The organism is Rhodovarius sp. (genome assembly GCF_040399605.1).
Taxonomy (GTDB): domain Bacteria; phylum Pseudomonadota; class Alphaproteobacteria; order Acetobacterales; family Acetobacteraceae; genus Rhodovarius; species Rhodovarius crocodyli_A.
Map to the genome: position 1 here is coordinate 1 of NZ_JBBARU010000127.1, position 5,438 is coordinate 5,438.

General features: G+C 63.4%; 7 protein-coding genes. 3 read left to right on the forward strand and 4 right to left on the reverse strand.

What is annotated here, in order from left to right:
• The first annotated feature begins 92 nt into the window (after positions 1–92).
• On the forward strand, positions 93–347 hold the full coding sequence (locus ABWP84_RS17960) for a DUF4258 domain-containing protein (protein ID WP_353213395.1): 255 nt from the start codon (positions 93–95) through the stop codon (positions 345–347).
• On the forward strand, positions 344–541 hold the full coding sequence (locus ABWP84_RS17965) for a DUF2283 domain-containing protein (protein WP_353213396.1): 198 nt from the start codon (positions 344–346) through the stop codon (positions 539–541). The genes ABWP84_RS17960 and ABWP84_RS17965 overlap by 4 nt, the downstream gene beginning before the upstream one ends.
• A 141-nt stretch (positions 542–682) precedes the next feature.
• On the opposite strand, the gene ABWP84_RS17970 is transcribed toward ABWP84_RS17965, so the two are convergent.
• The 3 genes from ABWP84_RS17970 to ABWP84_RS17980 all read right to left on the reverse strand — a co-directional run bounded on the left by ABWP84_RS17970 (position 683) and on the right by ABWP84_RS17980 (position 3,793).
• Complete coding sequence (locus tag ABWP84_RS17970) at positions 683–2,242, reverse strand: RNA-directed DNA polymerase (RefSeq protein ID WP_353213397.1); 1,560 nt, start codon at positions 2,240–2,242, stop codon at positions 683–685.
• A 385-nt stretch (positions 2,243–2,627) separates the two neighbouring features.
• Positions 2,628–2,987, reverse strand: coding sequence for a four helix bundle protein (locus tag ABWP84_RS17975; RefSeq protein ID WP_353213398.1), 360 nt, complete (start codon positions 2,985–2,987; stop codon positions 2,628–2,630).
• A 65-nt stretch (positions 2,988–3,052) separates the two neighbouring features.
• Positions 3,053–3,793, reverse strand: coding sequence for a DUF1566 domain-containing protein (locus tag ABWP84_RS17980; RefSeq protein WP_353213399.1), 741 nt, complete (start codon positions 3,791–3,793; stop codon positions 3,053–3,055).
• Positions 3,794–4,166: 373 nt separating this feature from the next.
• Between ABWP84_RS17980 and ABWP84_RS17985 the strand changes: the two genes are divergently transcribed.
• On the forward strand, positions 4,167–4,385 hold the full coding sequence (locus ABWP84_RS17985) for a DUF2805 domain-containing protein (protein ID WP_353213400.1): 219 nt from the start codon (positions 4,167–4,169) through the stop codon (positions 4,383–4,385).
• Positions 4,386–4,651: 266 nt separating this feature from the next.
• Here ABWP84_RS17985 and ABWP84_RS17990 read toward each other — a convergent pair.
• The coding region (locus ABWP84_RS17990) for a DUF1566 domain-containing protein (RefSeq protein WP_353213401.1) at positions 4,652–5,438 on the reverse strand (787 nt) is incomplete at its 5' end.

Genomic DNA, 5,438 nt, shown 5'->3' on the forward strand with positions numbered 1-5,438 from the left:
AAATTCCCTCTCCCCGAGGGAGAGGCAAACTCAAATTCCCTCTCCCCGAGGGAGAGGGTTAGGGTGAGGGCTTACCCAGTCAAAATCGACGCATGTTCAGCGATCGATTCAACCGCACCATCATCGTCACGCGCCACGCGGCGCAACGAATGGTGGAACGCGAGATTTCCGCCGATCTGTTGCTGCAAGTGATTGAAACCGGCCAGATTCGACGCAGCGATATGGACCGGCTTTGGGTTTGGCTGAGGGTGCCACAACGCAACGACAACTTGCTTTGTGCGGTGCTGGTGATGGAAGATGCGGTGATCGTCAAAACCGTCATGCACCACTGGGAGTTGATGCCATGAAAACGACCTACTACGACGACGACGACACGCTGGTGATCCGCTTGTCCGATAAGCCAGTCGTGCGCGAGGTCTCGCAAGACTGGCGCACCCACGTCAGCTATGCAGCCGACGGCACGGTCGTGGAAACCGTGATCCTCGAAGCTCGGTTGTGCGGCGCCTGGCCGCTGCAGGTTGAGCACGAGCGGGCTGCCTGAGGCGAGCGGCCCACCCTCACCCCTGCCCTCTCCCGCAGGCGGGGGAGGGAGCCAATCAAGTCCCCTCTCCTTCTGGGAGAGGGCCAGGGTGAGGGTCCGGCCCCTGAAAATCTCCTCTCCCCCTGGGAGAGGGCTGATGCCTCAGCCAACCACCCTGCCCAGCCGCAGCCTCGGCAAGCGGTCTGTGCAGGACACCCACCGCGCCACCGGCACCCGCCTCATCAGGCCGCCCCCACTCTCACCGCGCTGGGCGACGAACGTGACCGCCCGGCCCGCTGCCACCACAGCGGCCACGCGCCTGTCCAACTGGCCCAGCGGAAACCCCTGCAATGCGCCTCGCGGTGTCGGCCGCATGCGGCGCAGGCTACCGCTGAGCTTGGGTTTGGCTGAGCCGGCCGCCTTACCGATGCGCCTCGGAGGCCACTGCAATCGTTCAACGAACGCGCCCACCTGGATCAGCACCACGTCGCTGGCAAACTCGAGTTGCCAGTGTCGGTACTGCGCCTGCAACGTGCGCGCGGCAAGCGGCGGCTTGTCGCGCCGCCGCAGCTTCAGCGTCTGCGGGTCCAATGAGACGAAGGCGGCCAGCCACGCATTGGCCGCACAGACCGCAGCCAGCAGCCGCCGGCACGAGGCCTTGCGCAAGTGGCCCAGGTACGACGCGAGACTGGCCTGCAGCGCATCCAGGGCTTGGGCGTCGAATCGGTACTCGGTGGCCAACGGGTGACTGCGCACCAGCGCCCGCTCGCTGCGCGCGAGCGCCTCGCGCAAGTGGCCCACCACGCGTCGGCGCACCAGCAGGTGAAACGGCCGCACGATGTAGCCCAGAAAGTCCACGCCATCACTCACCGGCCGCAGCCGCTCGCGCGTCGGGTTCAGCTGCAGCAGCAGGTGTTCGGCCAGAAAGTCTTCGATGCGAATCTTCCAGCCCGCCAGTTGCGCAGCAGACTCGGCCACCAGCACGAAGTCGTCGCAGTAGCGCAGGTACCACCGGCATTTCAGTTCGTGCTTGACGAACTGGTCCAGCGCGTTCAAGTACACGTTGGCGAAGAACTGGCTGTTCAGGTTGCCAATCGGCAGTCCCTTGCCCGGCGGCGCGCGAAACAGGGTTTTGTGCGGCGGCAGACGGTCGACCAGCGCAGGATCACCTTTCAGCACGGCCGCCACCGTGCAGTCGTGAAACACGAGCTTGTGGGTCAGCCACAGCGCTTCGGCGTCGATGGGGTTGTGCGGCCGCAGGCGCGCTGCCACCATGTCGTAGAGGCGCTGCTTGTCGATGCTCATGAAGTAATTGCGGATGTCCAGTTGCAGCGTGAAGGCCGGCCGCGTGCCGTTGGCCGTAGCCTCGCGCATGAACTGCTGCAGCCTGTCCACAGCCACATGCACGCCCTTGCCCTTGCGGCAGGCGTACGAGTCGTGGATGAACACCGGCTCCCACGACTTTTCCAGATGGCTCACCAGAACATGGTGCACCACGCGATCACGGAAGTCGGCCGCAAACACCTCGCGCAACTTGGGGCGGCGCACAAAAAAACAGACAGAACGGGCCGGTTCATAGCTGCGATCGGCCAAAGCGTCACGCAGTGCCAACAGGTTCAGTTCCTGCCGCGCCTCAAAGCGCAACGCGTTGGCGGTGTTGCGCTTGTTGCGACGGCAGGCCATGTACTGCCGGAAAACGTTCTCGAGAGAGAACAGGGACACGGGGCATCATCCTCCAGGGCGCACAGCCAGGGCAAACAGACTATTGGTCTTGTCGTTGTTGTTCTGGTTGCCGTCGTTGGTATTGAAGTTCCACGCGTTGTTCGTATTCGGCGCGTACTCCAGACCGGACCAGTAGTCGTTGGACTGCAGACATGTCCACCCACTTCCCCCGCCAAGGACAACCCACAAGCGGCAGGGCCACCGGCCGCAGATCCCGCAAGCAGGTACCACGGCCTGTATCAACATGCCTGAGAGCGTGCATCAAAAGCACGCAACGCAGGCGGGGTGGACGCACGATGATGAAACTCGGCACGCTGGCCGCCCCGGCCGGCAGCACTGCCCGGCACGTAGCGGCCATTCAGGCCCCCGTCAAACGCACACGACATCAGACTTTCGCCTGCGTGTGCTTAAACCAGCCTTCGTTCTGTCTGGCCACCGAGCCCACCTGCTCGACTGCATGCAGGTAGCCCGAAAAACTCTTGAAGGCCTTCACTTCTTTCGCCACGCGCAGCGTCATCGTCACCGCCTCGATGCGCTCGCGCAGCACCTGCAACTCCGCCGCTCGGTGTGGCGCGGGCGCATTGTTGGCCCGCAGCACCTGCATCAGCACCGCGCGACTGCCTTCGCGCAGTTCGGTGCCCAGCGTGTACTTGTGATACCGCGAGAACCCGGCCACCAGCCGCTCGAAATGCACGGTCATGTCCAGCGCCGCTTTGTAAATCGGCAGGTGTTCGTAGCGGGCCATGAGCAGTGTGAAAAATGGGCCGTTGGGGGCTAGCGCCCCCAAACCCCCAAAGGGGTCAAAGCGCTCTAAGCCTCAACGCGCCGACGCCCCCGCCGCCTGCCCGCCACCCCCAGCGCGGCCAAACCCGACAGCAGCAGCGGCAACGCTGCGGGGATCGGCACCGCGGCGGGCGCGAGCACATCGCCAGGGCGCACAGCCAGGGCAAACAGACTATTGGACTCGTAGCCGTAGTACTGGTCGCCGCCGTCGGTATAGAAGTACCACGCGCCGTCCGTACTCGGCGCGTACTCCAGACCGGACCAGTAGGCGCCGGACTGCAGGTTCTGGAAAGCGCCAGTGTTCGTCAGGCCCCAACCTGGTTGAGGTGTGCCAGGTCCGGAACACGAGGCATTGCCGGGTGGGCAGTACGCCTTGTTGCCAAGGGTGTCGTACCACAAAGACGCCATCTCGCTGTAGACGGTGCTGCCGCTCGTCGTTCGCACGTTGTAGCCGTAGTCCGTCCCACCCGCATAGCTCAATGTCGTGTTCGGATTGGCAATCATGGTGGGCAGCCGCCAGTCGTCATACGCGCCAACCACCAAGTTGGCAGCCCAGGTGTTGGCGCTGGCCCAGGTCATCGCCCCGTTGGCATCGGCATTGCGCAGCCAAGTCACATTGAGTACGTTGTCGTACAAAAACACAGAGCTGGCAGCGTTGCCAGCCACCGCGTTGCCGTTGATGTCTCGGCCCACCAGCGAGGCTTGCGCTCCACCAGATACACACAGCAGCGCTGCAAGCAGCGTTGAACAAAGAAGGGGGGTTTTCATGATGCTTCCTTAGAGGTTGGGGGGAATCAGGGTGGATGGCTGAGACCGCGGTATGGCAGCGGTGGGGCTATCCTCGGCGCATATTGCCAAAACAATTTCTCCTGTTTGTGAAATTTCGGTGTATCCCCCAAAAAGGGGGGGTTGTGAAAACAAATACCTTTGGTCCCGTTTTGGTAATACGGTGGTGGGTAAATGGAATATTGGGTTGCTGTTCTGGTTTGAATAGGGAAGCCTTCACCCTGGCCCTCGCCCGCCACCCTCACCCCAACCCTCTCCCGCGAGCGGGAGAGGGGGTAGTGCAACCGCCACCCTCACCCCAGCCCTCTCCCGCGCAGCGGGAGAGGGGGCCAGGACAGCCTGACAATCCGCACCCATGGCCAAACCCGTTCCCCGACTCAGCCCCGAGCAGATTCAAGAGGTGATTGCCGTCGCCTGGGACGATCGGCCACCCTTTGCCGCCGTGCTGCGCAGCCACGGGCTGTCGCCGGGTCAGGTGGTGCAGTTGCTCAAGCGCGAGCTCACGCCCAGCGCCTACAAGACCTGGGTCGCGCGCACCAAAGCGCCGCAGCGTGCGGCTGTTGCCCGGAAGTGATGGACACGCGAAACGCCTTTGCCGAGCTGGGGCTGGAGCCCGGCGCCACAGCACCTGCATCAGCACCGCGCGACTGCCTTCGCGCAGTTCGGTGCCCAGCGTGTACTTGTGATACCGCGAGAACCCGGCCACCAGCCGCTCGAAATGCACGGTCATGTCCAGCGCCGCTTTGTAAATCGGCAGGTGTTCGTAGCGGGCCATGAGCAGTGTGAAAAATGGGCCGTTGGGGGCTAGCGCCCCCAAACCCCCAAAGGGGTCAAAGCGCTCTAAGCCTCAACGCGCCGACGCCCCCGCCGCCTGCCCGCCACCCCCAGCGCGGCCAAACCCGACAGCAGCAGCGGCAACGCTGCGGGGATCGGCACCGCGGCGGGCGCGAGCACATCGCCAGGGCGCACAGCCAGGGCAAACAGACTATTGGACTCGTAGCCGTAGTACTGGTCGCCGCCGTCGGTATAGAAGTACCACGCGCCGTCCGTACTCGGCGCGTACTCCAGACCGGACCAGTAGGCGCCGGACTGCAGGTTCTGGAAAGCGCCAGTGTTCGTCAGGCCCCAACCTGGTTGAGGTGTGCCAGGTCCGGAACACGAGGCATTGCCGGGTGGGCAGTACGCCTTGTTGCCAAGGGTGTCGTACCACAAAGACGCCATCTCGCTGTAGACGGTGCTGCCGCTCGTCGTTCGCACGTTGTAGCCGTAGTCCGTCCCACCCGCATAGCTCAATGTCGTGTTCGGATTGGCAATCATGGTGGGCAGCCGCCAGTCGTCATACGCGCCAACCACCAAGTTGGCAGCCCAGGTGTTGGCGCTGGCCCAGGTCATCGCCCCGTTGGCATCGGCATTGCGCAGCCAAGTCACATTGAGTACGTTGTCGTACAAAAACACAGAGCTGGCAGCGTTGCCAGCCACCGCGTTGCCGTTGATGTCTCGGCCCACCAGCGAGGCTTGCGCTCCACCAGATACACACAGCAGCGCTGCAAGCAGGGCTGAGCAAAGAAGGGGTTTTTTCATGATGTTTCCTGGGTTGGTTCTTTGATGGTTGGGTTGTGAACTGAAA